Origin of the sequence: Streptomyces sp. MCA2 (assembly GCF_023544705.1) — a bacterium.
Lineage (GTDB): Bacteria > Actinomycetota > Actinomycetes > Streptomycetales > Streptomycetaceae > Streptomyces > Streptomyces decoyicus.
The window spans coordinates 16,738-41,713 of the sequence record NZ_JAMJFM010000021.1 but is presented as its reverse complement, the minus strand read 5'-3'; the positions used below and the strand labels follow the sequence as shown (position 1 = coordinate 41,713).

Annotated in this window: 18 protein-coding genes and 1 pseudogene; 8 read left to right on the top strand and 11 right to left on the bottom strand. The window is 72.2% G+C overall.

Annotated features, from left to right (window positions below):
* Positions 1 to 29: 29 nt before the first annotated feature.
* The gene (locus M8I34_RS19170) at positions 30 to 1,664 is read right to left on the bottom strand and encodes a helix-turn-helix domain-containing protein (protein ID WP_250050646.1); all 1,635 of its coding nucleotides are present in this window, start codon (positions 1,662 to 1,664) and stop codon (positions 30 to 32) included.
* Between the two features lie 339 nt (positions 1,665 to 2,003).
* On the bottom strand, positions 2,004 to 3,155 hold the full coding sequence (locus M8I34_RS19165) for an acyltransferase family protein (protein WP_374210939.1): 1,152 nt from the start codon (positions 3,153 to 3,155) through the stop codon (positions 2,004 to 2,006).
* 482 nt (positions 3,156 to 3,637) lie between these two features.
* On the opposite strand from M8I34_RS19165, the gene M8I34_RS19160 reads away from it, so the two are divergent.
* The 4 genes from M8I34_RS19160 to M8I34_RS19145 all read left to right on the top strand — a co-directional run bounded on the left by M8I34_RS19160 (position 3,638) and on the right by M8I34_RS19145 (position 8,772).
* On the top strand, positions 3,638 to 4,471 hold the full coding sequence (locus M8I34_RS19160; protein ID WP_250050645.1) for an undecaprenyl-diphosphate phosphatase: 834 nt from the start codon (positions 3,638 to 3,640) through the stop codon (positions 4,469 to 4,471).
* A gap of 103 nt (positions 4,472 to 4,574) precedes the next feature.
* Positions 4,575 to 5,906, top strand: a complete 1,332-nt coding sequence (locus M8I34_RS19155; RefSeq protein ID WP_250050644.1) for a PP2C family protein-serine/threonine phosphatase — start codon at positions 4,575 to 4,577, stop codon at positions 5,904 to 5,906.
* A gap of 467 nt (positions 5,907 to 6,373) precedes the next feature.
* Positions 6,374 to 7,741, top strand: a complete 1,368-nt coding sequence (locus M8I34_RS19150) for a DUF5685 family protein (protein WP_250050643.1) — start codon at positions 6,374 to 6,376, stop codon at positions 7,739 to 7,741.
* A gap of 107 nt (positions 7,742 to 7,848) precedes the next feature.
* The gene (locus M8I34_RS19145; RefSeq protein WP_250050642.1) at positions 7,849 to 8,772 is read left to right on the top strand and encodes a PhzF family phenazine biosynthesis protein; all 924 of its coding nucleotides are present in this window, start codon (positions 7,849 to 7,851) and stop codon (positions 8,770 to 8,772) included.
* A 91-nt stretch (positions 8,773 to 8,863) separates the two neighbouring features.
* On the opposite strand, the gene M8I34_RS19140 is transcribed toward M8I34_RS19145, so the two are convergent.
* The 4 genes from M8I34_RS19140 to M8I34_RS41330 form a co-directional block, all read right to left on the bottom strand.
* Positions 8,864 to 9,697: a hypothetical protein gene (locus M8I34_RS19140; RefSeq protein WP_250050641.1), complete on the bottom strand. Its 834-nt coding sequence runs from the start codon at positions 9,695 to 9,697 to the stop codon at positions 8,864 to 8,866.
* The gene (locus tag M8I34_RS19135; RefSeq protein ID WP_250050640.1) at positions 9,697 to 10,968 is read right to left on the bottom strand and encodes a VWA domain-containing protein; all 1,272 of its coding nucleotides are present in this window, start codon (positions 10,966 to 10,968) and stop codon (positions 9,697 to 9,699) included. Before M8I34_RS19135 ends, M8I34_RS19140 begins: the two co-directional genes overlap by 1 nt.
* Positions 10,969 to 11,119: 151 nt before the next feature.
* Positions 11,120 to 12,298: a MalY/PatB family protein gene (locus tag M8I34_RS19130; protein WP_250050639.1), complete on the bottom strand. Its 1,179-nt coding sequence runs from the start codon at positions 12,296 to 12,298 to the stop codon at positions 11,120 to 11,122.
* Between the two features lie 152 nt (positions 12,299 to 12,450).
* A complete protein-coding gene (locus M8I34_RS41330; protein ID WP_284050522.1) occupies positions 12,451 to 14,634 on the bottom strand; it encodes a SpoIIE family protein phosphatase in 2,184 nt (727 codons plus the stop codon).
* 377 nt (positions 14,635 to 15,011) lie between these two features.
* Here M8I34_RS41330 and M8I34_RS19110 point away from each other — a divergent pair, with 377 nt between their 5' ends.
* Positions 15,012 to 15,788, top strand: a complete 777-nt coding sequence (locus M8I34_RS19110; protein WP_250050638.1) for a GNAT family N-acetyltransferase — start codon at positions 15,012 to 15,014, stop codon at positions 15,786 to 15,788.
* A 139-nt stretch (positions 15,789 to 15,927) separates the two neighbouring features.
* Positions 15,928 to 17,889 carry an amino acid transporter gene (locus M8I34_RS19105; protein WP_250050637.1) on the top strand — a complete coding sequence of 654 codons (1,962 nt, stop codon included), beginning with the start codon at positions 15,928 to 15,930 and terminating at the stop codon, positions 17,887 to 17,889.
* Positions 17,890 to 17,909: 20 nt separating this feature from the next.
* On the opposite strand, the gene M8I34_RS19100 is transcribed toward M8I34_RS19105, so the two are convergent.
* Together M8I34_RS19100 and M8I34_RS19095 are read right to left on the bottom strand one after the other, a co-directional pair.
* Positions 17,910 to 18,683 carry a (2Fe-2S)-binding protein gene (locus M8I34_RS19100; protein ID WP_250050636.1) on the bottom strand — a complete coding sequence of 258 codons (774 nt, stop codon included), beginning with the start codon at positions 18,681 to 18,683 and terminating at the stop codon, positions 17,910 to 17,912.
* Between the two features lie 107 nt (positions 18,684 to 18,790).
* Positions 18,791 to 19,654 carry a LysR family transcriptional regulator gene (locus M8I34_RS19095; RefSeq protein ID WP_244416528.1) on the bottom strand — a complete coding sequence of 288 codons (864 nt, stop codon included), beginning with the start codon at positions 19,652 to 19,654 and terminating at the stop codon, positions 18,791 to 18,793.
* An 81-nt stretch (positions 19,655 to 19,735) separates the two neighbouring features.
* Between M8I34_RS19095 and M8I34_RS19090 the strand changes: the two are divergent.
* Both M8I34_RS19090 and M8I34_RS19085 read left to right on the top strand, forming a co-directional pair.
* Positions 19,736 to 20,620 (top strand): annotated as a pseudogene (locus tag M8I34_RS19090) (DMT family transporter); the annotation flags it as partial.
* A gap of 186 nt (positions 20,621 to 20,806) precedes the next feature.
* On the top strand, positions 20,807 to 21,928 hold the full coding sequence (locus M8I34_RS19085) for a CapA family protein (RefSeq protein WP_250050635.1): 1,122 nt from the start codon (positions 20,807 to 20,809) through the stop codon (positions 21,926 to 21,928).
* A gap of 53 nt (positions 21,929 to 21,981) precedes the next feature.
* On the opposite strand, the gene M8I34_RS19080 is transcribed toward M8I34_RS19085, so the two are convergent.
* The 3 genes from M8I34_RS19080 to M8I34_RS19070 form a co-directional block, all read right to left on the bottom strand.
* A complete protein-coding gene (locus tag M8I34_RS19080) occupies positions 21,982 to 22,581 on the bottom strand; it encodes a carboxymuconolactone decarboxylase family protein (protein ID WP_250050634.1) in 600 nt (199 codons plus the stop codon).
* A gap of 133 nt (positions 22,582 to 22,714) precedes the next feature.
* Positions 22,715 to 24,418, bottom strand: a complete 1,704-nt coding sequence (locus tag M8I34_RS19075) for a cholesterol oxidase substrate-binding domain-containing protein (protein ID WP_250050633.1) — start codon at positions 24,416 to 24,418, stop codon at positions 22,715 to 22,717.
* 210 nt (positions 24,419 to 24,628) lie between these two features.
* Entirely contained in the window at positions 24,629 to 24,799 is a 171-nt protein-coding gene (locus M8I34_RS19070) for a hypothetical protein (protein ID WP_030983248.1), read from the bottom strand.
* Between the last annotated feature and the right edge of the window lie 177 nt (positions 24,800 to 24,976).

The window sequence follows — 24,976 nt, the reverse complement described above, 5'->3', positions numbered from 1 at the left end:
GACCGTGCCGCCGGGCGCCGCGCTCCGGCTCAGGGGGCGGGCAGCAGCCGCAGCTGGAGCATGGCCAGCAGCCGCTGATCCGGACGGCTCAGGTCGAGACCGGTCAGCTCCTCGGCCCGGCGGATCCGGTAGCGCAGCGTGTTGGGGTGCACATGCAGTTCGGCGGCAGCGGCCCGGACATCGCCGAAGGAGTTCAGATAGGCGAGGACGGACTCGGCCAACTGCCCCTGGCTGCGGCTGTCATGAGTGACCAGAGCGGTCAGCCGGGGGTCGCGCATCTCGGGGTGCGCGGAGAGCAGCGTCAGCACTTCGCTGACGAGCACCTCGGCCTGGATGTCCGGCAGCGCGGCGACCGTGGTGGTGACGCCGGCACCCACCATGGCGTCGAGGATCCGGTCCGCCTCCCGGCGCGATTCGGGAACCTCACCGAGCCCCGGCACGATGCAGCCGACGGACCCGCGCAACGACAGGCCCAGGTGCCGTCGGGCGGCCTCGGTGATCGCCTGCCCCCAGCCGCGCAGCGTGCCGACGTCGATGCTGCGCGGCAGCTGCGGCAGCAGCACATAGATCCGCGAGTCGATCTGGGTGACCAGGGCGCTGCGGTGCCGGGCGGCGGTGTGCACCGAGATCAGGTTGCCGACCTCGGCGCGGGTCAGCTCCGGCAGGGTGGCCTCGGTGGTGGCCCCGTACGAGAAGCCCAGGACGGCGGCCGGGCGGGCCGCGTCCAGGGCCAGGTGGCCGGCCAGCGGCTGGGGCCCGGTGCTGCCTTCCAGCAGCCCGGCCGCGAGCGTACGGGTCAGCGTCAGATCCGCGGAGAGCTCGCGGCGGCGGCGTACGAGGTGGAGCGCGGCGACCCGGGCCGCGCCCAGCAGGGCCTGGTCCGACTGCTCGGTCAGCGGTGCCGAGCCCTCCTGCACCCAGATGGTGCCCAGCTGACGTTCGCCGGACCGGATGGCCACCGCGAGCCGGCGGCGGATGCCCAGCTCGGCGTGCGCATCGATCCGGATCACCTCGTCGGAGGCGCGCAGCCGCTGGAACACGCCCCACTTCCGCAGCCGCGCCAGATAGGCCTCCGGACCCTGCCAGCCCAGGATGGACAGCCGCCGCAGATCGTCGACCTCGTCGGAGTCGGCGGAGCGGGAGTAGGCCAGTACGCGGTTGGCGGTGTCCTCGATGCTGACGATGCCGCCGGTGAGGATCGCGGTGGTCTGGGCCAGCGAGAAGAGATCGCCCTCCTCGGGCCCCTCGCCGGGGCGCCCCTGCGGCAGGCTCTCCAGCGCCGCGCGGGCCAGCGCGTCCACCTGCTCCCAGCGCGCCTCGCTCCGTACGGACAGCAGCGCGATGCCCGCCTCGACGGCGGTCGCGCTGAGCGCCTCGGCCTGTCCGGGAGTGTCCAGCTTGACCGCGACGGCGGCGGCTCCGTCGCGCCCGCCGGCCCGCAGCGCGGGGAATGCGGCACGGCCGCGTGCCCCTATCGCGAGGACCAGCTCACCGGGGCGGGTGATCGGCGGATCCTCCGGGTCCAGCAGTGCGACGCTGCGGATCTCCACGTCCAGTCCGGCGGGTGCGGCCTGGAGTTCCACCAGGGGCTCGCCCAGTGACAACAGCAGCTGGCGCAGGCTGATTCCGGTCGGGGGTGGCGGTGCCGTCGCGGCTGGATCCATGATCGGTGCCTCTGCCGGGTCCGGGTGGCCTGGGCTCATAGGGCTGCTGGCCATCTCGCAGGCACTTCCGATCACGTCACGTCAAGCATCCGGTCGGCCCAAGGTGAGCCACCACCGCGCGTATGGGCCATGCCCACAGTACTGATGCTATCCGGCAGGGCGATCGGGGCCGTGGCGGAAGCGGTGCCGCCGGAAGATGTCTACACGTGGTGTAGACGGTGAGGCGGTGGTGCAGGCACGGGGCTCCCGGTCTCCGGGTGTGCCGGGCCGGGCGGCGGCCGGAGTGCTGCCGCCGCCACGGCCACTGCCACGGCCACGCTCACCCGGGCCCCGGTGTCGTCATGTCGGACGGCCTCGTGGCGCACCGCGGGAGGGTTCCTCTCTGAAGGCCCACTTCATCTTCGGCTCCATGGCAAAGCGCAGGGCACGTTGGACCGGCGGTGTGCACAGCAGCGTCACGATCGCACCGGCGAGCAGCGTGATGGCGACGGCACCCCACGGGGTGTGGACCCAGGCGGCGTCGTACCAGTCCCACCAGCGGGAGGCCTTGGCGAGGAAGGCGTGCAGCAGATAGCCGTAGAGCGTGCCGGCGCCGAGTACGGTGCACCACGTCCGGCGGCCGGGCACCCAGGCCAGGAAACAGGCCGTGAGGACCAGCGAGCAGCCGAACATGGCCAGTTGCATCAGCACCCCGCACCACCACGGAACGCCCAGCTTCTGGGCGCTGTCGGTGTGGTAGAACCATGCGTCGTTCATGCGCGGCTCGGCCCAGTACGCGAAGGCCAGCGCGGCCATGAGGACGGGCACCGCGGCAATGCGCGCCGCCCAGCAGCGCACGAGATGGAAGTGCTCCGCCTTCAGGCACATGCCGAGGACGAAGAACGGCAGGAATTGCAGGACCCGTTGCATGTCCAGGTCGCTGCTGATCTCCGGGGACACGGAGGCCGACAGGGCGATCGCGAGGGCCAGCGGCACCGGCCACCGTACGATCCGCCACAGCGGTGCGGTGAGCCGCCAGATGAACAGGGCGGCCAGGAACCAGGTGACGAACCACGGGTCCAGCAGGTCGACCGTGAAGCTCGGTATGTCGCCGGCCCAGTACCGGAACAGTGCATAGGCCGTCTGGAAGAGGATGAACGGGACGGCGACTCCGGTGACCAGCCGCTGTAGCCGGTCGCGGCGCATATCGAAACTGCGGGAGAAATAGCCGGATATGACGATGAAGGCCGGCATGTGGAACGCGTAGACGAAGATGTAGAGCGCGGCCGCACTGCGGCTGCCCGCGTAGAGCGGCTCCCAGGCGTGGCCCAGTGCCACCAGCACGATCGCCAGGTATTTGGCGTTGTCGAAGAACGCGTCGCGGGGCTTTCCCGGGGTCGGCGGCCCCGACTTGGCCACGGCGGCGGGGGAGCGCGCGGCGACGGCGGGCCGGTCGGCGGAGGGCGGCCGAGCGGTGTCCTGCGGGGAGGCGGAGCGGAGAGGAGGTGTCACGACACGGCCTCCCAGCGGTCGGTGGGCCGCCGGGACCTTCTCCCTGTGGTGGTGGGGGCAACAACCGTGACAGTCGTGGCAAGCGGCATCCTGGCTCCTTATGTGGATGGCGTGCGGGACGGGTGAAGGACCCTACAAGGCGTGGGGTTGACGACATGGCCCGGTGTCCAGGCGTCCGCCCCCTGTTCGTCTATACGTCGCCGGTCACGGGCACCGTTCAGCCGTGTTCATCCGTACCGAATCCCGGCGGCGCTCCGCCACCCGGGCCCGCGGCAGTTGCCGTCTGCCCGGCCCGGCTCGCCGGGCCGAGCGCCCGGCGAGCCTCCCCACCGCCCGGCCGGGCCGGCACCGCGGCGGTCCGCGAGGCCGCTTCGGCCGGCCGGCGCACCCCCAGTACAGTCGCTGCACCGACCTGTGTGCCGAGGCATACGCACCACGGCGCACCCGCGCCGTACGCCACACCGTCCGCAGAAATGGAATCCATGAGCGCGATCAGCATCGGCCAAGCCGTCGTCCTCGGAGCCGTCGAGGGGGTGACGGAGTTCCTTCCGGTGTCCTCCACCGGCCACCTCAAGATTGCCGAAGGCCTGATGGGGATCCCCGTCGACGACAGGACCGTGGTCGGCTTCTCGGCCGTCATCCAGGTCGGCGCGATCGCCGCGGCGCTCGCCTACTTCTTCAAGGACATCGTGCGGATCGTCGGCGCGTGGTTCCGTGGACTGCGCGATCGCGAGGAGCGCTACCACCACGACTACAAGTTCGCCTGGTGGGTGATCTACGCCACCATCCCGATCGTCGTCGTCGGCCTGGCCGCCAAGCCACTGATCGAAGGCCCCCTCGCCTCCCTCTGGGTGGTGGCCGGTTCGCTGATCATCGGCAGTGGCGTGATGTGGGCGGCCGACCGGATGGGCCGCCACAAGCGCGGTGAGGACGACACCTCGCTCAAGGACGCCATGTGGGTCGGCTGCTCCCAGATCCTCGCCCTCCTCTTCCCCGGCTTCTCCCGCTCCGGCGCGACGATGTCCACCGCCCTCATCCTGGGTCTGGAGCGCGTCGCGGCCACCCGCCTCTCCTTTTTCCTCGGCATCCCGGCCCTCACCGGAGCCGGTATCTACGAGCTGAAGGACGCCGTCGGCAGCGGTGCCGCCGTCGCGCCGCTGGCCATCGGCACCGTCGTCTCGTTCGCCGTCGCCTATGCCTCGATCTCCTGGCTGCTGAAGTTCGTGGCCAAGCACTCCTTCAACTCCTTTGTGATCTACCGGATCCTCGTCGGCGCACTTCTCTTCGGGCTACTGGGCATGGGCGTACTCAGCTGACCTCCGCGGGAGGGTGCCGACGGGCCGTGGCCTCCGCCGCACGGAGGACCGGCGCCCCGGCCGCGGCGGGCCGTGGGGCCGCCCGGGGCCAGGGCGGCGGATCATGGCCGGGGCCGCACCGGAAGCGGGCCGCAGCGCCCTGGAGGTGACCTTGTCGAACCGGGATGGCTCGGATGCGGATCCGGAAGCCGATCATGACCGCCTGGTGGCCCGTCTGCGCACGACGGAGGAAGCCGCCGAGCAGATCGGCACCACCTTGGACGAGCAGACCACGTGCGCCGAACTGTCCCGCTTCCTGTGCCGGCACCTGTGTGACGCCGCCGCCGTGGACCTGCTCACCGAGGGCGGCGGGACCCGTCCCCCTTCCCCGGCGGCGCTGCGACGGGTGGCGACGGCGGGCCTGGTCAAGGTGCTGGAAGCACGGTTCCCCGACGAGGGTCCGGGCGGGCCGGAGGGCGGGGCCGCCGCCCTGCGGGCGCTGGACGAGGGGCTCCCCGTCGCCTCGGCGGCCACCTTGCCGGGCGGCCGCTCCGCCGGGGCACTGTCGGTGCCGCTCGTCGCGCACGACCGCCACTACGGTGTGCTGCTGGCCCTGCGCGCGGGCGGCAGTTTCACCGCGCACGAGACCGCCACCGCGCAGTATCTGGCACGTCTCGCCGCCGTCCAGCTCGCCCAGGCCCGCCGCTATGCCGCCGTACAGGGCACGGCGATGGACCTCCAACGGGCACTCCTCGCCGAGCCCGGCCGGCCGCACCCCAACCTCGAACTCGCCACCCGCTATCTGCCCTCCGGCGGTCACGCCCTGGTCGGCGGCGACTGGTTCGAGACGGTGCGGCTCCATTACGGGCGCACCCTGCTCGTCATGGGCGACGTCATGGGACACGGGCTCGACGCGGCGGTCGACATGAACGCCTACCGCTCCCACCTCCGCTATATCGCCTCGACCGATCTGCCGCCGCACCGTGTGCTGCGCCAACTCGACGCCGCCGTGGCCGGGGACGAGTCCCGGCGTCCGGCGACCTGTCTGCTGGCCCGGGTCGATCCGGCGCGCGGGATCGCCGCCTTCGCCAGCGCGGGCCACCTCCCCCCGGCGGTCTTCAGCCGCGAGGGCGTCGCCGGCCTCGTCGATGTCCCCATCGGCCCGCCCCTGGGCACCGGGGCCGGGGGCTACGAACTCGTCTCCCGCACCCTCACCCCCGCCGACACTCTGCTGATGTTCACCGACGGTCTCGTCGAGCGGCGCGGCGAAGACATCGACGCCTCGCTGGCCCGGCTGGCCGGGGTGCGGATGCCTGCCGGGGCGGGCGTGACGGAGGTGCTCGACGAGGTCCTGCTCCGCCTCGACGGCCTGCACGCGGAGGACGATGTCGCCGTCCTCGCCGCGCGTCTGCGCCACCATCCGGGGGCGGGGCCGGCCGAGCCCGGCGCGGTCTGACGCGTCGGCGCACCGTGCTCCGACGAATCCGGAAGCCGGTTGAATCATCCCGGGACGCGGTCCGTATATAGGGGTGTGCCGCGGGATTTTCCCCGATTCCCGGCCTGGCCCGGCCTTCCTGTGGACCTGGGCCCGCGGTCGCTCCGCCGGCGCTTCCCCTGGCCCGGCGGAGTGACCGCCGCACTGCCGTGAGGGCGAGGTGTACGGGCCCACGCCACCGGGACGCGGCCGAAGAAGGGCACGGCCCCCGGGCGGGTGGCGGACCGTCTCGGGCACGGTCCCCGGCCGACGGCGTTCCGGCACCGTCGAGGTGACGACACGTCAGTAGTTTCCGGGATCTGCGGATCCGCGGATCTGCGCGAGGGGTGTGTGTCCAGGTCAGCGGTGCGATCGGTACGATTTTTCCGGCCGCTGCCGGCGAGCGCCGGCCCGGGCCGGTCCACGCCGACGTCTTACGGGGGTTTCACATGTTCGGGATCGTCAGGCCATGCACCCATCGCCTGTCCCAAGGACTCAAAGCGGAGTGGATGGCCCATCTGTGCGGTCTCTGTCTCGCGCTGCGCGGCGATCACGGGCAGTTCGCCCGCGTCGTCACGAACTACGACGGGTTGATCATCTCCGTGCTGACGGATGCGCAGTCCGGCCCCGCGCAGGCCCGCCGCCGCACCGCGGGGCCCTGCCCGCTGCGGGGTATGCGCACCGCCTCGGTGGCGAAGGGGGAGGGCGCACGCCTCGCGGCATCGGTGTCCCTCGTGCTCGCCTCGGCGAAGATACGCGACCATGTCGCCGACGGGAACGGAGCGCTGCGCCGCCGCCCCGTGGCCGCCGCCGCGCGCAAGGTCGCCGCGGGATGGGACCGGGCCGGGGCGCGCACCGGCGCCACCGTCGGCTTCGACACCGCCGTACTCGTCGACGCGGTCGACCGGCAGCTCGTCATCGAGGAGTTGGCCGGCCCCGGAACACCGCTGACGGTCATCACCGAACCGACCGAGACGGCGACCGCCGCGGCCTTCGCCCACACCGCGGTGCTGGCGGGCCGGCCCGGTAACGCCGCGCCGCTGGCCGAGGCCGGGCGGCTCTTCGGACGGCTGGCCCATCTCCTCGACGCCGTGGAGGACCGTGCGGCGGACGCCGCCGAGGGCGCCTGGAACCCGCTCGCCGCCACCGGTGCCACCGCCGCGCAGGCGCGCCGGCTCTGCGACGACGCACTGCACGGCATCCGCCTCGCGCTGCGCGAGGTGGAGTTCGCCGACTCCACCCTGGTGCATGTGCTGCTGGTGCACGAACTGCGCCGGTCGGTGGACCGTGCCTTCGGTACGGCCGCCTGCTCCCACCAGGGGCACGGAGCGCCGGGCCCGTACGACGGCCAGGGCGGGAACCCGTACGGGAACGGATACGGGCAGCCTTCCCCCTACGGGCAGCCTCCCCAGCCCGGACAGGCACCCGCCGGTGGCCCGTACGCCCAAGGCGGGCAGCATCTGAACGGTCTTCAGAACCCTTACAGCGGCGGTCCGATGGGCCCCGGCGGTCCGGGCGGCGGTCATGGCGGCGGCCACGGTGGCGGCTCCGGTGGCGGCTCCGGCGGTGACAACGGCGGGATGCCGCAGTTCCCGCACCAGCCGAAGAAGCCCCGTAACTTCTTCGCCGGCTGCGCGGTCGCCATCGGGCTGTGCTGCACCTGCCAGCTCTGCTGCGCGGAGGAGTACGAGGGCCCGTGGTCGCGCAAGAAGCGCGAAGGGTGCTGCCGGGACTGCGACTGCTGTGACTGCTGCGACAGTTGCAGCTGCTGTGATGGTTGCGACTGCTGTGACGGTTGCAGCTGCTGTGACTGCTGACCACGGTGCCGTCCCGCCGGGGAGAAGAGCCCGGGGAGAAGGACCCGGGGAGCAGGCCCGGACGTAGCCTGGGCCGCGGACCGACCGCGCCGAGAGGAGCTCGACCCATGGCCGACAGCACCCCGTTCGCCCTGGTGGATGTCTTCACCGAGCAGCCGCTGGAAGGCAATCCGCTGGCCCTCGTTCCCGACGCCGATGCGCTGCCCGAAGGGCTGCTGCCCCGCATCGCCCGCGAGTTCCACCAGGCGGAGACGACGTTTCTGCTGCGGCCCGCGCAGCCCGGCGCCACCTGGCGGCTGCGCTCCTTCACCGCGGCGGGCATCGAGGTGTTCGGGGCCGGCCACAACGCCCTCGGTGCCTGGTGGTGGCTGGCGTCCACGGGCCGGCTCGGCCCCCACGGCGGCGCGGGGCGTTGGCACCAGCAGCTGGGCTCCACGGTGCTGCCGGTCGAGATCACCGCGGACGGGAACCGCCGCATCGAGGTCACCCTGGAACAGCGGGCGGCCGAATACGGGGCCGAGTTGACCGACCGAGCCGCCCTTGCCGAGGCGCTCGGGGTCGACGGCGACGGACTGGGGGCGGCCGCCGGACTGCCCGTCGCACAGGTCGTCTCCACGGGCGCCGCGCATCTGATGGTCGGGCTCCGAAGCCGTCGCGTCGTCGAGGCCGCGCGTCCGGATGCCGCCCGGCTGCGGGCGTTGCTGCCCGATGTCGGCGGCCAGGGTGTGTACCTGTACGCCCTCGATCCGGCCGAGCCCGGCGCCGGGGTGCATGCCCGCTTCGTCAACCCGGTCGCCGGTATCACCGAGGACCCGGCCACCGGGAGCGCCGCGGGCCCGCTCGCCTGCCTCCTGCGCCGTCACGGCCGGGCAGGTGACCAACTGGCCATCGTGCAGGGGCATGCGCTCGGCCGGCCCTCCCAGATCAGGGTCACCGTCGCCGGCGACACCCCGCGAGTCACCGGCCGCGCCGCCCTGGCCGCGACCGGTGAACTCAACCTGCCGAGAGGAGAACTCATCCCGCCGAGATGAGAACTCAACCCGCCGAGAGGGGAGAGGGGGAACGGAGAAAGCGTCCCCCGGGTGGAGCGGCCACGGCCCGTGCCATGGCCGCCCCGGCAGTTCAGGCGCCCGGTGGCACCTGTGACGGGCGGCCGGAGCCCCGGGTGAAGCGGTAGCCGGCGAGGCCGGCCAGGGCCGAGAGCAGTCCGCCCGCCGCGGTCCAGAGCCAGCGGTCGGACCACCCGCCGGAGGACCAGCCGCCGTCCGGCTCGCCCAGGGCCGCAGGCTCCCCGGGGGCGGTGCTCTCCTCGGCCTGCGGTGTGGCGGTGGAGGCGCCGGGCACCAGGGGCGCGGCGAGTGTGCCGTCCACCGCGTGGGCGCCGCCGGTGTCGGCCGTGGTGGCGTCGACCTCGGCGTGCACCGGCAGACCGAGGTCGTCCTTGGGCAGATCGACGACCGTCAGGCGTACGTAGTAGCTGCCGGGCAGCGGATCGTTCGACCACGGCTCCGCCCAGGCGCGGACCGTGCGCAGGGTGCAGGACAGCTCGACGGATCCCGCGTCCTGGGCCGCGGTCCTGGTCCGGGCGCCGTACATGCACGCCTGATGGCGGCGCAGCCCGTCGTAGACATCGAGCTGCCAGGTCGCCGCGCCGTGCCGGGCACTCTGCGGGAGCGTCACCTTGGCCTTGACCGTGGCGCGCTGTCCCGCGTCCACGGGCAGCACCCAGTAGAGGTAGTCACCGGTGGACGCGTCCGCCGTGGCCCGCTGATCCGGCTTGATGGCGGTCGCCGTACGGAAGGAGGTACCGGCCTCGGTCGGAGCGGCAGCCTCCGCATCCGCGTCGGCGCTGGTGCTCGCCCCGGGGGACGGACTGTCGGCGACGGCGGTTCCCGCCATGCCGAAGATACCGGCGCCGGCCAGTACCACGGTCATCAGTGTGCTTAGGGTGCGCATCAGTTGGTCCTCCAGACGGTGACGCGCCAACGGGATATCCAGCCCCAGAGCAGACCGGCGACGAGCCCGCTGAGTACCAGTGAGCCCAGCAGCCACCAGCCGTGTCCGAGGCCGAAGAAGGCCGCGTCGGAGGCGTCATCGGGCCCGTCCACCAGGTCGACGGTCAGCTCGACGGGCAGGCCCGGGTCGGTCTTGACCGAGGCGGGTGCCGAGAAGGAGTTGCTGACCTGGAGGCAGACGGTCTCCGCCGCCGGTGTGTCGTCGTCCCCGGAGGTGACTGGCGCCTTCGGGTAGCGCAGCCCGGAGGAGATCACATCCGTACGGCCGTCGCCGGCCTCGGAGCCGCGGACGATCTCCCGGCCGTGCACGGTCGAGGCCCGCAGCAGCACGCCGTAGTCGTTGTTCACGGCACGGTCCGCGGCGAGGCTCACCGAGGCACGCAGTTCCTGGCCGGGCCGGACGTTCACCCGGTACCAGCGGTGCTCGGCGAACTTCTCCCGGTCGCTGTAGAGACCGGCCTTGAGCTCGGGGGCATTGGCGCACTGCTGCGCGCCCTCGGTCGTCACCGGAGTGGCCACGGGATGGGCGGCGCGGTCCACCAACTGGTGTACCCGGTCCCGGAGTTGCTTGGTGTGCTGTACGGAGGTGTAGGTTCCGCCGGTCGCCTCGGCGATACAGCTCAGCTGGTTGCGGGTCTTGGCGTCCGGCAGCAGCCCGAGGGTGTCGACGGTGAGATGGATGCCCTTGGCGGCGATGTCCCGCGCCACCTGGCAGGGGTCGAGCGGGGCGCAGGTGTCCTCGCCGTCCGTGATGAGGACGATCCGGCGGGTCGCGTCGCCGCCCTTGAGGTCGTCGGCCGCGCCCAGCAGGGCCGGTCCGATGGGCGTCCAGCCGGTGGGGGCGAGCGTGGCCACCGCGGTCTTCGCCTCGGTCCGGTTCAGCGGGCCGACCGGGTAGAGCTGCCGGGTGTCCTTGCAGCCGACTTTCCGGTCCTCGCCGCGGTAGTTGGCGCCGAGGGTACGTATGCCGAGCTGGACCTCGTCCGGCACCGCGTCCAGTACCTCGTTGAACGCCTGCTTCGCGGCGGCCATCCGGCTCTGTCCGTCGATGTCACGCGCCCGCATCGAGCCGCTGACATCGAGCGTCAGCTCGACCTTGGGGGAAGACTTCGCATCCGGTTCACCGGCTGCGGCAGGTGTGGGGGCCAACGCGACGGTCATCGCGGCCAGCAGGCCGCACACCCCGGCCGCCAGCCGTTTTCTTGTGATCATCGCCGGATCGTATGGAGAAACTCCCCGCAATCCAAAAACGGTCCTCTCAACTGCGGTGTGGAGGAGGGCCGGTGGTGGGGGGCCGGTGCCCGGTCCGGTGGTTCCTTCCCTTGGCGGGGCAGGAAGCCGCGGGCCCGGCCGGGCGTCCGGGTCAGGTCAGCGCGGCGGCCATGCGCCGTACGGCCTCGGTGAGCAGCTCGGGCGAGGTCGCCAGGTTGAGCCGGACGTGACCGGCGCCGCCGGTGCCGAAGCCGGCACCGGGGCTGAGGGCGACCCTGCCGCGTTCGAGGAAGGCCGCGGCGGGGTCGTCACCGAGGCCGAGCGGGCGGCAGTCGAGCCAGGCCAGATACGTCCCGGCGGCGGGGCGGTAGCGGACCTCGGGGAGACGCTCGGCCAGCAGGCCGGCGAGCAGCCGGCGGTTGTCGTCGACGCCGGCGCGCACCGCGTCGAGCCAGTCACCGCCGTCCCGCAGGGCGGCGGTGTGGGCGATGATGCCGAGGTGACTGGGGCCGTGGCTGACCTCCTCCGGGATGCGGGCCAGCTCGTCGGCCGCGGCGGGCCCGGCGATGGCGAGCGCCGCCTTGAGACCGGCCAGGTTCCACGCCTTCGACGCCGACATCAGCGACAGACCGCTCTCCGCCCCGGGCACGCTCAAGTAGGGCACGAATCCGGCGTCCAGGGCCACCACGGGCGCGTGGATCTCGTCGGCGACGACCCGTACGCCGTACCTCTCCGCGAGCGCCGCGACCGCGGACAGTTCGTCGGCGTCGTGCACGGTGCCGGTGGGGTTGTGCGGGCTGCACAGCAGGTACGCGGCCCGGCCCCCGTCCGCGACCGCATGCCGGAACGCCCGCTCCAGCGAGGCGAAGTCGATCCGCCCCGTCTCTCCCAGCGGCGCTTCGACCACGCGCCGGTCCATATGCGCCACGAACTGGTAGAACGGCGGATAGACGGGGCAGTTGACGACCACCGCGTCTCCCGGGCCGGTCAGCAGCTTGAGCACCTCGACGATGCCCAGCATCACATCGGGCACGATCGCCGTGCGCTCCACGACGAGGCCTTCCCAGTCCCATCGCGCCCGTGCGAAGTCGGCCAGCGCCCTGGCGTACGCCGTCCCGGCCGGATAGCCCGTGTCGCCGAGCGCCACCGCATCCGTGATCGCCTCGGCGACCGGTACGGCGAGCGGCACATCCATCTCCGCCACCCACAGCGGCAGCACATCGTCCGGGTACGTACGCCACTTCATGCTCGTACGCTGCCGCAGGTCGTCGAGGGAGAGCCGGCGCAGCGGGTTGGTGTCGTCGGGGGTGGCACGCGGCACGGGGTCCATGAAGCCAAAATAGGCACGTTGCCCGGGGAAGGGCAGGGGGAGCGCGGCCTTCGTCAGCGGCCGGGGCCGTGCGCGCCGGGCCGGGACCCGTGGCCGGGCGGGTGTGCGGACCGGGCCGGAGTGGTGCCCACTGGTGGGCGCCGGGTCGGCTGTCAGGTGGCGGTGAGGACCAGAGCGGCCTGGTCATCGGGGGTGGAACGGCCCGCGAAGGCGGTCACCGAGGCATGAATGGCTTCGACGAGAGCGGCCGCGCCGGAGAACGGGGCCGGGAGGGCGACGAGGGCCTCGGCCAGACGGTGTTCGTCGAAGAACTCGCCGGCGGCGGAGCGGGCCTCGGTGATGCCGTCGGTGACCAGCACCAGACTGTCGCCCGTATAGAGGTCGAGCCGGCAGGCGGCGCCGTCGAATTCGGGGGCGATCCCCAGGAGCAGGCCCGACTGGACGAGTTGTTCGACCGTCCCGTCGGTGCGGCGCACGAGCGGCGGGACGTGGCCGGCGCGGATCAGCTCCAGCGCGAGGTGGGACGGGGTGTGCCGCAGCTCGCCGTAGACGAGCGAGACGAAGTAGTCCTCGTCGAGAGCGTTCCCGGTCAGCGCGGTGTTGATGGCGTCGACCACGGCGGCCGGGTCGTGCAGCAGCCGCGCGGCGGCACGTGCGGTGTGGCGGACCATGCCGGTGGTGGTCGCGGCCAGGGCACCGCGCCCGCACACATCGCCGATCATGAACGCCCAGCGGTCGTCCGGGAGCGGGAAGACGTCGTAGAAGTCGCCGCCGACCTCGAGCCCTTCACCGGCGGGGTAGTACGACGCCGCCAGATCGGCGCCGGGAATCCTGGGCAGCTCCGGAGGCAGCAGCCCGGCCTGGAGGTCGCGGGCCAGCTGGACACGGTTGCTGAACTGGTGGGCGTTGTCGGCGCTGGAAGCGGCCCGGCGGGCCAGCTCCTCGGCGAGGGCGATGACATGGCTGTCCAGGGGCCGGTCGGTGGCCAGCAGGGTCAGAGCGCCGAAAGTGCGGCCGCGGGTGGCCAGCGGGGCACAGACGTAACCGGTGACGCCGGGCGGCACGGGGCCGCCGCCGGGCGAGGTGCCGGTGTGGTCCGTCTCCGTGGTGCCCGAGGCCAGGACGCGGGCAACCGCCCTGTCGACCTGGTCCCGCAGGACGGGCGAGGCGAGGAGGTCCTCCTCGGCCCGGGAGGCGGCGGCCACGGCGATCCGCCGGGTCCGCCCGTCCTCGACGACATGGACGCTGCACAGCGGGGCCAAGGTCGGCACGGTCAGCCGGGCCAGGCACTGGAGACAGTCGGCGTAGTGCAGCTCGCGGGTGATGGCCGTGCTGGCGTCCAGGACGAAAGCCAGGTCCTCACGGGCCTCCTTCTCCCGCTCCTGGGCGGCGCGGCGCGCCTCCGTGGCCTGATGACGCTCGATGGCCAGCGCGGCGATACGGGCGAACGCGGCGCTGAGGGCCAGGTCCTTGTCCTCGGGGGCCTTGGGGGCGCGGTGATACATCGCGAAGGTGCCCAGCAGCCGGTCGTCCGTCGCCAGGATCGGAGTGGACCAGCACGCCGCGACCCCGGCCCGCGCGGCCAGGTCGTGGTAGCCGTCCCACCGGTGATCGGTGGCGATATCAGTGACGATCACCGGCACCCGCAGATACGCGGCGGTGCCGCACGAGCCGATGTCCGGACCGATGGCTATCCCGTCGATCGCCTCGTTGTAGAAGTCCGGCAGTCCCGGGCCGGTGCCGTGCCACAGATGTGCGCCCTCGGGATCGGCCAGCAGCACCGAGACGATCAGTTCCGGGGACAGCTCCTCGATGGCCCGCGCCATGCCGGTCAGGATGTCGCCCAGCGGGGCGTCGCGGGCGATCTGCTCCAGCAGGATGCGCTGTTCGGCCGCGAGCAGCTGGGCGTGGTGGTACACGGTGGTCTCCACCGCGAGCACGACCACCCCGTCGACCTCGCCGACCGCGTCCCGGCGGGGCTCGTACGTGAAGTCGAAGAACCCCTCCCGCTCCGCCCCCGGCACACCGAGCACCAGCCGGGCACCGCGGGCCCGGAACGGCGTCCCGGTGCGGTGCACCGCATCGAGCCGGTCGATGACGCCCTGCGGCACCAGCTCCGGCACCAGGTCCGCGATCGGCGCGCCCGTCCCGGCGCGGTCGCCGCCGAAGGCCTCGAAGAACGCCGGATTCGCCGCCTCCAGCAGGTGCGACGGGCCGCTCAGCGCAGCGAAGATCACCGGAGCCTGATCGAACAGGTCCTCGTACTCCGCGCTCCGCCGGGGCGTGGACCTGGGATATGCGGTGATCGCGCCGGGGCGATCCGACTGTAGGGACATGACAGGCCGCCCTCTCTCGCACACATCGACCGCGGCGCCCGTCCACCTCCCACTCTGGCACACCACCACAAGGTTTCCGGGCCACGGCCCCGCGTGCTCACCGAGCGGATCCGCTCGGCAACGCGCTGAACTTTTCGGCCGTCCTTGTGCGGCGGTACGTCGTCGGTACGTGACGGGTCCGTTCGGCGTACGCGTTCCCCTCCCCGGAAGGGATAACACCAGATTTGCCTGATTCCTCCCGTACTGTCCTCGTGGCCGATGGGCCTCCCGCACCGGCCACCGGTCCGCCCGGCGGCTCGCCGAGCGCGGCGCCACCGCCCCGGCGCACCACCGCACCGGCGCCGAGGCGGCAGGCCGCGACCACCCGAGGAACCCTTGTGATCGAACTCGCCCCGGACCAACTCCCCCCGCTCACCCGTTGGTTCGCCGCCGGAGTCCCCGGGACGGCGGCGCTGGCCGAACACGTACGGGCCGGTGGCACCGGCCGCTGGTGGGCCGACCGCGCCGCAGACCCACGTGCCCTGGCCGTGGCCTGCGCGGACCATGTACTCCTCCGCGGCGACCCGGGCGCCCTGGCCCCGGACGCCCTCGCCGTCTTCGGCGCGCACTATGTGCAGGCCCCCGCCCGCTTCCTGCCGGCGCTGGGCAGCGCCTTCGACCTGGTCGTGCCGTGGGAGCGGATGCTGTATCTGCACCGGGAGCCCGTACCGGCGCCGTGCACCCCGGACGGTGTGACGGTGCGTCGGCTGGCACCGGGGGACGCCCCGGTGTTGGCCGCCCTCCCTCCGGACGCGGCGTGGGTCCACGCCAGCTGGGGCGGCGCGGCCGGTCTCGCCGCGTCCGGACTCGGCTGGGCCGCCGTCCGGACGGACGAGGTCCTCGCCGTGGCCTGCACCTACTTCCACGGCACCCGATACGAGGACATCGCCTGCTTCACCCTCCCCGGACACCGCCGTCAGCACCTGGCCCTGGCGTGTGTGACCGCCCTGTGCCAGGACATCGCCGCCCGCGGACACACCCCGAGCTGGACCTGCTCCCGCGACAACCGCCCCAGCCGGCTGCTCGCCTGGACCGCGGGATTCCGTCTGGAGGACGAGTACGTGCACCACCTCACCGGAAAACCGGCCCGCAGGAGCGCCGGGCTCCCCGTCTGAACACCCGGCTGCCGCCGCGTCCCCGGGACACGAACGCGCCACAAGGCCGAGCACCACGGTCACGACGTCCGCACTACGTACGCTGACGTGGCCGTCTCGCCGATGACCGGATGCTTTCGCGGTACGACAGGAGCACACGATGGCCGCCTCCGCCGGATCTCCTCCCGGGGACGCAGCACGGCATCGCCTGCGCGCGTGGATGCTGGAGGGCCTGGCCGACATGGCCAAGCACCACCCCGGGCCGCACGCCGCGCCCGAAGGCGCCCACCGACAGCGGTGGTGGCGGGTGATGTGCCTGACCGGAGTGGACTACTTCTCGACACTCGGCTATCAGCCGGGCATCGCCGCGCTGGCCGCAGGCGCGCTGTCGCCGATCGCCACCCTGGTCCTCGTCCTGGTGACGCTGGCCGGCGCGCTGCCGGTGTACCGGCGGGTGGCGCGGGAGAGCCCGCACGGACAGGGCTCGATCGCGATGCTGGAGCGGCTGCTGTCCTTCTGGCAGGGCAAGCTGTTCGTGCTGACCCTGCTGGGTTTCGCCGCCACCGACTTCCTCATCACCATCACCCTGTCGGCGGCCGACGCCGCCACCCACCTGGTGGAGAACCCCCACCTCACCAGCGCCCTGCACAACGGTCAGCTGGTCATCACGCTGATCCTGGTCGCCCTGCTCGGCGCGGTGTTCCTCAAGGGTTTCCTGGAGGCCATCGGGGTGGCGATCGTGCTGGTGGGCCTCTACCTGGCGCTCAATGCGGTCGTGGTCGTCGCCGGACTGTGGCATGTGGCCGGCACCGCGCATGTCGTCACCGACTGGTCCCATGCGCTGACCGCCGAGCACGGCAGCGTGCCGGCGATGATCGGTGTGGCGCTGCTGGTCTTCCCGAAGCTGGCACTGGGCCTGTCCGGGTTCGAGACCGGTGTGGCCGTCATGCCCCATATCGAGGGCGACCCCGACGACACCGAGGAGCGCCCCACCGGCCGGATCCGGGGCGCGAAGAAGCTGCTCACCACCGCCGCCGTGATCATGAGCGTCTTCCTCATCATCACCAGCTTCATCACGACCCTGCTCATCCCCGCGGACGCCTTCAAGCCGGGCGGACCGGCCAACGGGCGCGCCCTGGCCTATCTGGCCCATGAGTACCTGGGCTCCCTCTTCGGCACGGTCTACGACGTCTCCACCATCGCCATCCTCTGGTTCGCCGGCGCCTCGGCCATGGCCGGTCTGCTGAATCTGATGCCGCAGTATCTGCCGCGCTACGGGATGGCGCCCCACTGGGCGCGGGCGGTCCGCCCGATGGTGCTGGTCTTCACCCTGGTCGCCTTCCTCGTGACCTGGCTCTTCGACGCCGATGTGGACGCCCAGGGCGGCGCCTACGCCACCGGCGTGCTGGTCCTCATCAGCTCCGCCGCGATCGCCGTGACCATCACCGCCCGGCGCGCCCGCGAGCACGGCTGGACGATCGGCTTCGGCGTCATCGCCGTGGTGTTCCTCTACACCACGGTGGCGAATGTGATCGAGCGCCCCGACGGTGTGAAGATCGGTGCCTGTTTCATCGCCGGCATCATCCTCGTCTCGTTCCTCTCCCGCCTCGCCCGGGCCTTCGAACTGCGGGTGACCAGCGTCGTGCTCGACGAGAAGGCCGAGCGGTTCATCCGCGACACCGCCCACCGCAAGATCCGCTTCATCGCCAACGAGCCCGACCAGCGCGATCTGTCCGAGTACCGCGACAAGCTCCAGCAGATCCGCACGGACAACGACCTCCCGGTCGACGACGACTTCATCTTCGTCGAGGTCACCGTCGGCGACCCGTCCGAATTCGAGAGCGAACTCCGCGTACGCGGCGAGGTGCTGCACGGCCGATTCCGGGTGCTCGTCATGGACAGCTCCACCGTCTCCAACGCGCTGGCCGCTCTGCTGCTGCACGCACGCGACCTCACCGGGGCGCGGCCGCACATCTACTTCGAGTGGACCGAGGGCAACCCCTTCGCCCAGTTCCTCCGCTTCTTCCTCTTCGGCCAGGGCGAAGTCGCCCCCGTCACCCGGGAGGTCCTGCGCGAGGCCGAACCCGACCGCGACCGCCGCCCCCGCGTCCACGTCGGCTGAGCGGCGCCACCGGGCATGCCCTATCGGCGTACGAGGACGCAGTCGCCGCACACGGCACCCGCGGCGTCCGGTGCGGCACGGTAGATCAGACAGCAACTCCTGCGCCGGAAGCGCCCGTTGCGCGGATCCACGGTGTGGGCGTCGCGGAGCTGTGGGTGGCGCAGCATCAGCAGGGCCGCGGTGCGGGCGGGCCGCGCCAGGGCCGGTGCTGCCGACACGATGCCCGCGGCCGCGCCGTTCACGGCCGATGCCACATTGCCCCACAGAATGCGCCGGGACACCGAAAAGGCCGCGACGGCGTCCACCAGATCGCGGACCGGCCCCTCCAGCAGGGCCCCGGCAGCACCGGCACCGGTGACGGATCCGGCGTCACCCGTGGCAACGGCGTCACCCGTGGCGACGGCGGCCACCGTCTCCCGCGGCAGCGACAGGGCGAACGCGCCACCGAGGCCGGAGTGCCACCGCAGATCGTCCAGTGTGGGCGGCCGCGACGGCAGGCGGTGCAGAGCGGCCAGGCCGAGCAGCGGTGAGACGACCCGCGCCACCAGCCCCAGATGCGCCACCGACGCGGCCACGCGCAGCTCGACCTCCTCGGCCGGTCGCCCACCGCCGCCCGCGAGAGCGGCCCGCACCGAGGCGACCCGCTCCGCCAGGACCCCGCTCTCCACCCGCGCCACCTCGCTCAACTTCCGCCAAGGCGCGATGGGTTCCGACCCCGCGGCGTGCGTCTCGAAGGTGAAGAACGGCCCGAGAGCCGAGACCTGTTCCTGCAACGCGGTGGTGGGTTCCGTCATGACGTGCCTGTCCGTTTCCGGTGGTGCGGGGGGAGGAGGCGGCGGGAGGTCCGGCCGATCGGCACCGGACACTGCCGCGGGAGCGGTACGAGGCCGGGCGCAGTCCGTCACTTCCGCCGTCCGTAGAGGTCGGTGAGCAGCGCGACGGCGGCGTGGGTCGCCGGATGCGGGTCATGGCGCCGCCAGATGAGGTGGACCGCGATGGGTGCCGCGTCCCGCAGCCGCCGGAAGACGATGCCGTCGCGGCGGTACTGGTTGACGGTGCTCTCCGGCGTGATGCCGACGGTGCGGCCGGTGGCGATCAGCGCGAGCCAGTCGTCGATGTCCTGGGTGTGTTCGACGACGGGACGCGCTGATTCGGGCCACAGGTCGGCCGTGGTGGTGCCGGTGCGCCGGTCGATGAGCAACGTGCGTTCGCGGATGTCGCACAGGGCGATGGAACGGCGTCTGGCCCAGGGATCGTCGGCGGCCATGGCGCAGTAGCGGCGTTCGTGGCCGACGACGGCGCTGGCGAAACGCGCGTCATCGAAGGCGGTGCGGACCACGGCGAGGTCGCACAGGCCCTCCGCCAGGCCACCGGTGGCGGAGTTGGTGCGGATCAGGTGCAGCTCGACGTCGGGATAGCGGGCGGCCCAACGGCGCTGGTACTCGGCGGTGTGCCGGCCCATGGCCGACCATGCGTGGCCGATGCGCAGCCGCGTATGACCGGTGGTGGCCTCCCGGATGAGGTTGTCGGCCTCGGCCAGCACCTTCCGGGCACGCGCCAGCACCTGAACACCTGCCGTGGTGGGGATGACGCTCCGGCTCGTACGGTGCAACAGCCGTACGCCCAGGGCGTCTTCGAGCGAACCGAGGGTGCGGGACACCGCCGCCTGCGAGATGCCGAGATCGATGGCGGCATCGGTGAAGCCACCGGCATCGACGATCGCCACCAGACAGCGCAGATGCCGCAGTTCCATGGGCAGAGTCATAGGCAGATCCATAACCACAGCGTATTGATGAGTACGTGCATGCATTTTACGTATGGATCCGCGCGGAGGGATGCTGCCTGCATGCGAAGGAGCACTCAAGGCCGGCTGTACCCCGAGGCCGCTCAGGGGGGATCGGCGACCTATCCGGGCCGTGCGGCAGGCGTGGCGATGATGTGTGGCAGCGGGCTCTCCAACCAGATCGGTGCCGCCACCGGAGCACTGGCGTTTCCGGTGATCGGGCCGGCCGGTGTGGTGGCCGTACGGCAGTGGGTGGCCGGCCTCGTCCTCCTGGCGGTGGGCCGGCCGCGGCTGCGCTCGTTCACCTGGCGGCAGTGGTGGCCGGTGCTGTGCCTGGCGGCGGTCTTCGCCACGATGAACCTGTCCCTCTACACGGCGATCGACCGCATCGGCCTGGGCCTGGCGGTGACCCTGGAGTTCCTCGGGCCGCTGGCCGTGGCCCTGGCCGCCTCCCGCCGCCTGGCCGACCTGCTGTGCGCCCTCGTCGCGGGGGCGGCGGTCGTCCTGCTGGCCCGCCCGCAGCCGAGCACCGACTACGCCGGCATCGCGCTGGGCCTGCTCGCCGCCGTGTGCTGGGCGTCCTACGTCCTGCTCAACCGCCTCGTCGGCGCCCGCCTGCCGGGCACCGAAGGGTCGGCCGCCGCTGCCGGCGTCTCCGCCCTGCTGTACCTGCCCGTCGGCATCACCGTGCTCGCCCACCATCCGCCGACCGCGAGCGCCGTGGGCTGTGCGGCGGCCGCCGGCATCCTCTCCTCGGCCGTCCCGTTCCTCGCCGACCTGCTCGCCCTGCGCCGGGTCCCCGCCCGCTTCTTCGGCGTCTTCATGAGCGTCAACCCCGTCCTCGCGGCCCTGGTCGGCCTCGTCGTCCTGGACCAGGCCCTGCACGCGATCGACTGGCTGGCCATCGCGGCCATCGTGGCGGCCAACACCGTCAGCATCCTGGCCGCTGGCTCCCGCACCACGGCCCCGCCCGGCGGACGGGGCGCGACGCTCCCTGTCGCCTCGGGGGGGCCGGTCACGGCGACGGCTCCCGTGGCGGCTGATCCGGTCGCGTCGCACGACCTGCGGACCGGCCCGATGGCGCGCTGTGAAGCCCCACGCGAAACCTCCGCCAACGGGCTCTAACCTGGAGGAATGGGCAGTGACTTGCTCACCCTGTTCCTCTGCGGCGATGTCATGCTCGGCCGTGGCGTCGACCAGATCCTTCCGTGCCCGGGAGACCCGGCGCTGCGGGAGGGCTACGTGCAGGACGCCCGGTCCTATGTCGAGCTGGCGGAGGCGGTGAACGGCCCCATTCCCCGTCCGGTCGGCTTCGCCTGGCCCTGGGGGGACGCACTGCGGGTGCTGGATGACGCCGCGCCCGCCGCCCGGGTGCTCAATCTGGAAACCGGCGTCACGGAGGACGGCGCATTCGCCCCCGGCAAGGGAATCCACTACCGGATGCACCCCGCGAACCTTCCGTGCCTGACCGCCGCCCGCCCCGACGTCTGCGTACTGGCCAACAACCACGTCCTGGACTTCGGCCGCCAAGGACTGGCGGACACCCTCGACGCCTTGGCGGGGGCGGGGCTGCGGACGGCCGGGGCGGGCGCGGACGCCGACGCGGCGCGCCGGCCGGCGGTCGTTCCCCTCGAAGGCGGCCGCCGCATCCTGGTCTTCTCCTTCGGCATGCCGTCCAGCGGCATCCCCGGATCATGGGCCGCGACCGGGGACCGCGCCGGCGTCGACTTCGTGGCCAGGCCCTCGTCGGCCGCCGCGACCGGGATCGTCGGCCGGGTACGGCAGGTGAAGCGGCCGGGCGATGTCGTGGTGGTCTCCGTCCACTGGGGTGCCAACTGGGGTTACCACGTGACCCGTGACGAGGCCGCCTTCGCGCATGTACTTCTCGACGGCGGCGTGGATGTCGTCCACGGACACTCCTCGCACCATCCCCGCGCCCTGGAGGCGTACCGGGGGAAGCTCGTGATCTACGGGTGCGGCGACTTCATCGACGACTACGAGGGCATCACCGGCTACCAGCGGTATCGGGACGACCTGCGGCTGCTCTGCCTCGTCTCGGTGGACCCGGACACCGGCAGACTGCACGAGGTGCGGATCACCCCTCTTCAGGCCCGGCGCATGCGGCTGTGGCATGCCTCGCGCCAGGACACCCGATGGCTGCGGGCGCTCCTCGACCGGATCGGTTCCGGCTTCCACCCGTGCGTCCTCTCCACCCCTGAGGGCACGCTCACCCTCCGTCCTTCCGGGACTTCGTGACCGTCATGACGGCGTCGCCGGCCGTGCCAGGGCGAGAGGGGAGAGAGCGACGTTCACCGGCCGTCCTCTTCCGCCGCACTGCCGTCCGGGAGCGGGATCTCCCGGAATCGCGGCGTGCCGGGTTCCGGGGCGAGCCTGGTGGCGCGGGCGGTGAAGCTGATGGCGTGGTACCAGCCGCACAGCATCAGCAGGTCGAGGAGTTCTTCCGGAGTGAACTCGGTGGTGAGCCGGGCCCAGAGCGTGTCATCGATGTCGTGGCGGGTGTGCAGGGCATCGGCCGCGTCGAGGAGAAGCCGGTCGCGCTCGAACGTCCAGCAGGGATCGGCACTCGTTCCGTGGGTGAGTGAACTGATCTGTGCGGCGGTCAGGCCGGCCCGGGTGGCGAAACGGGCGACGTGCACGCCCCATTCGTACTCGCAGCCGCACCGCGCGCAGGTGCGGTCGATGAGGATCTCCCGGTCCCGCAGGCCGAGGCCGAGCCGGCGGCTGAGCTCGTACGAGCCCCAGCCGTGCAGCGCCTCGGCCAGCGGCACCTTGCGCGCGTACAGGCGGAACAGGGCGAGCGGCGCCTCGCCGTCCGGCATCATGCGGCGCAGAACCGCGGCGGCCTCGGGGGAGTAGGGGGCTTCGACGGGCGGGATGCGCGCACTCATGACCACTCTGACCACTCCCTTCATCGCTTCGGATTTCGAAGCGATGAAGGGAGTGTAGTGGTTCGGAAATCGAAGCGCTGCCCCCTCGGGAAAGATGCCTGCGACGCGATGCGGGGCCCGGCCGGGGCTCCGCTCAGGGCAGCAGAGTGTCGAGGAAGGCGTTGGAGAACACCCGTGCCGGGTCATAGCGGTTCAGCGTGTCCCGGGCGGTGCGCCAGTCCTCGAACGCGGCCGGGACGGTGCCGCCCACGGCGGCAGGATCCGTCCACGGACCGCCGTCCGTGTAGGCCCAGCCCTTGGACCACTCGGGGCGCACGGTCGCATACGAGCCGGTGTAGGTCTGCCAGATCCACTGTTCCAGCTCGCGGAAGAAGGGGGCCGCACCGGGCGTGCCGGGATAGGTGGCGAAGTCGAGCCACACGACGGTGTCCCACTCGGGGTGGTCGGCGCGGGCTCGCGCCGGGGACAGCAGCGGGCCGTCGAGGGGGTCCGTACCGGTGATGCGCAGCTCGATCGGGCCGTTGACCGGGTACGAGCCACGGTTCTGATGAGCCGTCAGCACGCTCTGGTAGCGGGAGTAGAAGTCACCCACCACCCGCTGCACATTCGCCCGGGACGTCAGTACCGCCCACCCCGCTTCGACGATCCGCAGTGTCGAGGGCTCGACGTACAGCAGGCTGTTCCTCGACCAGCCCCAGACGTCCCAGGTGCCGGTGACGATCAGCCCGGACCCGACGATGGACATGGCGAGCTTGGTGAACGCGGGCGTCTTGTCGCCGCCGCCCGCGGCGATCTCCCCGAGCAGCCCGGACATCTCCTCGGTGACACGGTTGGCAAAGGTGTAGGCGTACGGGACGTCGATCTGCTTGGCGAGCAGCGGCTTGGACGGTGCCGGGCTCCACACCTTCAGCCAGGGCACATCGGTGAAGGGGAACCAGATCGCTTCGATACGTCCGGTGCGCTCCAGGTAGGAGCTGATCGTGCGGCCGCCCGTACCGGGCGGACCGAAGACGGTGCCCACGTTCACGTCGAACCAATTCTGGCAGCGCAGCCGGGTGTTGGCCGCCGCGGTCATCGTCACCTCGGTGAGGAACGCACGGCCCAGATGGACCAGGAACGCGCGGATGTCCGGGTCGGAGCGGGTGAAGGTCTTGAGCACATAGCGGCCCGCCGCCGCGCTCCACACCACGGCGGTGAGGGAGGTGACCAGGGAGCTCAGGGTGCCGAAGCCGGATCCCGCGGGCGGGCGTTCGGTGGCGGTGGGCAGTCCCGTGCCGTGGCCGCCGATGGCGAGCACCCCGCCGATGGTGAGGTCGCCGGGCGCGGTGGTGGTGGCGAGCCCGAGCCCTGCCTCCTCCAGGCGGGCGAGGATGGTGTCGAGCGTTGCCCCCGTCTGCGCCGTGACGCTCCCGGGGCCGCCGCTCTGCACACTGACCGCGGTGAGGTGGGACGTGGTGTCGACGATGACCGTACGGTTGGTGTCGGCCCCGGCGGGCAGCACCAGCGGCGACCAGGTGTGCCCCTTGCCCCGGGCCCGTAGCCGGTAGCCGTGCTCATGGGCCCAGTTGGCGAGCGTGACCACGTCGTCGGGCGTGCGCGCCGAGGCGGTCCAGACCCCCTCGACGATGATCTCCAACGACCAGTTGCGGAAGGCCTGCTGGGAGAGCGGGATGCCCGCGGGAAAGCCGGGCGGCGGGGCGAGGGTGGCTGCGGCACTGCCCGCGGGAATGCGATGAGCGGGCTGTAATCCGGCTGCCGCGGCGAGCCCCGCGGCGGCGGCCCCGGTCAGCAGCGTGCGGCGGGTGAAGGATGCTCTTCGAGCGCTGTCGTCGGACATGGCTGTCCCTCCGGCGCGCGGCGCGCCGGCCCCGCGGCACCGCGCACGGATCGTAGGGGTGAGACCGTACGAGCGCCCCGGTGCGGTGGGGGTGTGCCGGAAGAGTAAGGTGACGGGCCATCAGTTGCAATGGCCGTCCGTAAATACCGTTCCCCGGCGGGCCGAAGGGGATCGGTCCGCCGGGGACATCGAGTGGATCGGGACCGGGTTCTACCAGCGGTACCAGCGGCCGCGCCGGCCGGCGGCGCCGGTCGAACGCATGAGGAAGCCGAGCAGCCAGAAGGCCAGCACGACCACGGCGACGATCCACAGCGCCTTGAGCGCGAATCCCGCGCCGAAGAGAAGCAGCGCGAGAAGCAGAACCAGAAGCAGCGGAACCATAATCCTGCACCTCCGTGTAGGTAGGACGGGAGAGCGCATGGAAGAAACCATGACGCCGATCTGATGAGGAGTGCGGGACCGACGACCTCGCTCCGCCCGGCACCGGCCGGGCGTCGACTGCACGCCTGCGCCCCTTTGCGGCGGTCCGGACGGTGTCCGGCTGCTCCGCAGCGGCCC

Bases quoted from the DNA above. Each gene is read 5' to 3' on its own strand.
- M8I34_RS19145 (WP_250050642.1), top strand. From the start codon at position 7,849: ATGGCCGACAGCACCCCGTTCGCCCTGGTGGATGTCTTCACCGAGCAG.
- M8I34_RS19170 (WP_250050646.1), bottom strand. From the start codon at position 1,664: ATGGATCCAGCCGCGACGGCACCGCCACCCCCGACCGGAATCAGCCTG.
- M8I34_RS19070 (WP_030983248.1), bottom strand. From the start codon at position 24,799: ATGGTTCCGCTGCTTCTGGTTCTGCTTCTCGCGCTGCTTCTCTTCGGC.
- M8I34_RS19100 (WP_250050636.1), bottom strand. From the start codon at position 18,683: ATGACGGAACCCACCACCGCGTTGCAGGAACAGGTCTCGGCTCTCGGG.
- M8I34_RS19150 (WP_250050643.1), top strand. From the start codon at position 6,374: ATGTTCGGGATCGTCAGGCCATGCACCCATCGCCTGTCCCAAGGACTC.
- M8I34_RS19085 (WP_250050635.1), top strand. From the start codon at position 20,807: ATGGGCAGTGACTTGCTCACCCTGTTCCTCTGCGGCGATGTCATGCTC.
- M8I34_RS19105 (WP_250050637.1), top strand. From the start codon at position 15,928: ATGGCCGCCTCCGCCGGATCTCCTCCCGGGGACGCAGCACGGCATCGC.
- M8I34_RS19160 (WP_250050645.1), top strand. From the start codon at position 3,638: ATGAGCGCGATCAGCATCGGCCAAGCCGTCGTCCTCGGAGCCGTCGAG.
- M8I34_RS19080 (WP_250050634.1), bottom strand. From the start codon at position 22,581: ATGAGTGCGCGCATCCCGCCCGTCGAAGCCCCCTACTCCCCCGAGGCC.
- M8I34_RS19130 (WP_250050639.1), bottom strand. From the start codon at position 12,298: ATGGACCCCGTGCCGCGTGCCACCCCCGACGACACCAACCCGCTGCGC.
- M8I34_RS19075 (WP_250050633.1), bottom strand. From the start codon at position 24,418: ATGTCCGACGACAGCGCTCGAAGAGCATCCTTCACCCGCCGCACGCTG.
- M8I34_RS19155 (WP_250050644.1), top strand. From the start codon at position 4,575: ATGGCCGGGGCCGCACCGGAAGCGGGCCGCAGCGCCCTGGAGGTGACC.
- M8I34_RS19095 (WP_244416528.1), bottom strand. From the start codon at position 19,654: ATGACTCTGCCCATGGAACTGCGGCATCTGCGCTGTCTGGTGGCGATC.
- M8I34_RS41330 (WP_284050522.1), bottom strand. From the start codon at position 14,634: ATGTCCCTACAGTCGGATCGCCCCGGCGCGATCACCGCATATCCCAGG.
- M8I34_RS19135 (WP_250050640.1), bottom strand. From the start codon at position 10,968: ATGATCACAAGAAAACGGCTGGCGGCCGGGGTGTGCGGCCTGCTGGCC.
- M8I34_RS19140 (WP_250050641.1), bottom strand. From the start codon at position 9,697: ATGCGCACCCTAAGCACACTGATGACCGTGGTACTGGCCGGCGCCGGT.